The organism is Neisseria sp. P0009.S007 (assembly GCF_051962515.1).
Window position 1 is genome coordinate 1 of sequence record NZ_JBQCVF010000185.1, and the last position, 2,860, is coordinate 2,860.

General features: G+C 46.4%; 3 protein-coding genes. 1 reads left to right on the forward strand and 2 read right to left on the reverse strand.

Features of this window, described 5'->3' with window-relative positions; translation table 11 throughout:
* Positions 1–390 (reverse strand): Pycsar system effector family protein (locus ACTHS3_RS11290; RefSeq protein ID WP_440367979.1); only part of this gene is annotated, 390 nt, incomplete at its 3' end.
* Between the two features lie 219 nt (positions 391–609).
* On the opposite strand from ACTHS3_RS11290, the gene ACTHS3_RS11295 reads away from it, so the two are divergent.
* The gene (locus tag ACTHS3_RS11295; protein ID WP_283116583.1) at positions 610–1,098 is read left to right on the forward strand and encodes a LysR substrate-binding domain-containing protein; all 489 of its coding nucleotides are present in this window, start codon (positions 610–612) and stop codon (positions 1,096–1,098) included.
* 82 nt (positions 1,099–1,180) lie between these two features.
* Here the strand turns inward: ACTHS3_RS11295 and ACTHS3_RS11300 are convergent, their stop codons facing one another.
* A complete protein-coding gene (locus ACTHS3_RS11300; protein ID WP_070608348.1) occupies positions 1,181–2,818 on the reverse strand; it encodes an NAD-dependent malic enzyme in 1,638 nt (545 codons plus the stop codon).
* Between the last annotated feature and the right edge of the window lie 42 nt (positions 2,819–2,860).

Below are 2,860 nucleotides of genomic sequence, written 5' to 3' on the forward strand. Positions count from 1 at the left end.
CTTCAAATAGGCTTGTTGGTTCTCATGTGATGCAATATGCCCGAAGAAAATATTAGATTTTCTATCCTCGTTATTGGTTATTTTTGCCATCAAAGCCTTGCTTAGAAAGTAAAGTCCAATTATGAAACATATAGCTGATACCAAAAATATAAGCATAAAAATAAATAAAACGACTTCATCTGTTCTATTTCTAGGATTTGCACAAAAAACACTTTTTATAAATTCTGTTGTGGGTGTTTTTAAAGTAGATAAAATGGTTAAAATAGCGCCAAAAAATGAGAACCAAAATGATACTTTGGTATCACAATTTGAAATAAATCCAATAATCCTATCAAGAGTTAAATGCAATTTATCCGTATCGTCTGATAATTTCCATTGTTGATTATGCATTGTTTTACCTTTAATTCTTTATTTATTCAAATATTTTGGGAATATAATGATAATTCAATAGTTACTACAAAAATAATTTTCTCAATAAAATAAATTCCGTATCAATGCCCTTGCAGAGTGGCGGCAGAAGCGGTGTTGTATCCAAAATTAAAGCCAATTTTGAACCAATATCCGAAAATCCGCTTGGAAATCGTGGTGGACGATCGCTGAGCAGATATTGTGAAAGAGGGATTTGATATGGACGTACGGTTAGGCAACGATGTAGCGAAAGAGATGATTGCCTTGCCAATTTCCGCACCGCTCAAAATGGTATTGGTTGCCTCGCCCGATTATTTGGCGCAACATGGTTCACCGAAAAATATTGATGATCTGCAACAGCACCGCCTTATCGGCACGAAGCTCTCCGCCGAACACGGCGCGGAAATGCAGTGGGAATTCAAGTACAAAAAAGAGCTGATTACATTCACGCCCAAATCACAATTTTCCATCAACAACCATCTACGCCTGCAAGCCGTTTCAGACGGCCTTGGCATTGCGTGGATAGCACATATGAGCGTAGCGGATGCACTCCATTCTGGACAACTGGTCGAGCTGTTGCCTGAGTATGCTATAACTTACGAACCGCTTTACCTCTATTATCCCAGCCGTCGCGGGCATTCCAATGTGTTTAAGTTGATTGTGGATGCGTTGCGGGTAGAGGTCGTCTGAAAATGTAAAAGCAGCCTGACTTCTTTGCATGGATTTCAGACTGCTTTTTGCTTTCAGGTAGCCTTATAGCTTCTAGGAGACTTTATTCATATACCGCCTGCCACATTGCGTCCTGCACCGCCTGTACCCAGTTTTCAGGCTGCTTGGTCGCTACACCGTCCTTGACCGCCTGTTTGGCAACAGCAACAGCAACAGTAGCAGACGATGCACGCAGGTTATTCACCGATGGCAGGAGTGACGCGCCTTCGTCCTGCGGATTGACTTGCGAGGCGACTGCTTCAGCTGCAGCCAGCAGCATCCCGTCAGTAACGTGTTTCGCACCAGAAACGATAACCCCCAGCCCCAACCCTGGGTAAAGCATGGCGTTGTTAGCTTGACCGATTTCGTAGTTCACGCCTTTATACGGCACGGGTGGCACGGGGATGCCGACAGAAATGAGCGCTTTGCCATCCGACCATTTTATAGCCTCACTCGGCATCACTTCGATTTTCTCGGTCGGGTTAGATAACGGTAGCAGAATTGGGCGCTCTACGCCCGCACATAGGGCTTTGACTACGTCTTCAGTGAATGCACCGTGATCGGTGGATGTGCCAATCAAGATAGTCGGTTTTACTTGTTTTACAACTTCGAGCAAGCCGATTTTACCGTCCGTTTTCGCCCAGTCGGCAACTTCAGTGGCTGGGCGGGCATATTCCTGCTGGTAATCAGGCAAGCCGTCCATGTTATCAGTAACCAGTCCATTGATGTCAATCAGCCATACGCGTTGTTTCGCTTCTTCGCGACTCAGGCCTTCTCGCTCCATCGCCGCACTGATTTGGTCGGCCATACCCGTACCTGCGGTGCCTGCACCGTACACCACCAACCGCTGTTCGGCAAAGGTCTGTTTGGTCACTTTTAGGCCAGAGAATACGGCAGCCATCACAATCGCGCCAGTTCCCTGCATATCGTCGTTGAAAATACGATATTGTCGGCGGTTCTCCACCAAAATGCGGCGGGCATTGGACGGACCGAAGTCTTCAAAGTGCAAAAGCGCATTGGGGAACATTTCAGCAGCAGTTTTCAGGTAGTTTGCAATCAATGCGTCGTAGCGTTCACCACGCACGCGGGCATGGCGATTGCCCAAATAAGTGGGATCATTGAGCAGGGCTTCATTATCTGTACCCACATCTAGATTCACAGCAATGGTGCGGCTGGGATGAATGCCTGCAGCAGCAGTATAAACTGCCAGTTTGCCGACGGAAATATCCGTGCCGTTCACACCCCAGTCGCCGATACCCAAAATCTCTTCCGCATCGGAAACCACAATCAAATCTACATCATTTGCACCCAAGCCCAGCGTTTCAAACGATGCACGGATGTTTTCAGGATGGTTTACATCCAGATAGATAGCTCGCGAACGGCGGTAGTCGCGGCTCCATTTTTTAATTGCTTCGCCGACAGTGGGGTCGTAAACGACGGGTAGCATTTCGGCTAGATGGTCAATCAGGAGTTTGTAGTACAGTACTTCGTTGCGGTTGTGCAGTTGATCAAGAAAGATATATTTTTCAATATCTTTTTCATAGGATGAAAACTGGCGGTAAGCACGCGTGGCCTGTTGTTCGAGCGTTTCTACAACGACAGGTAGGCGGCCGGTCAGGCCATATTTTGCTCGCTCTTCCAATGTGAAAGCGGTATCTTTGTTGGTGAGAGGGTTCTGTAGGATGGTGGGGGTGTTGCTCATATTGTGTCTCCTGTGAAGATTAGGAAAAGCTCGTCCGAAAAA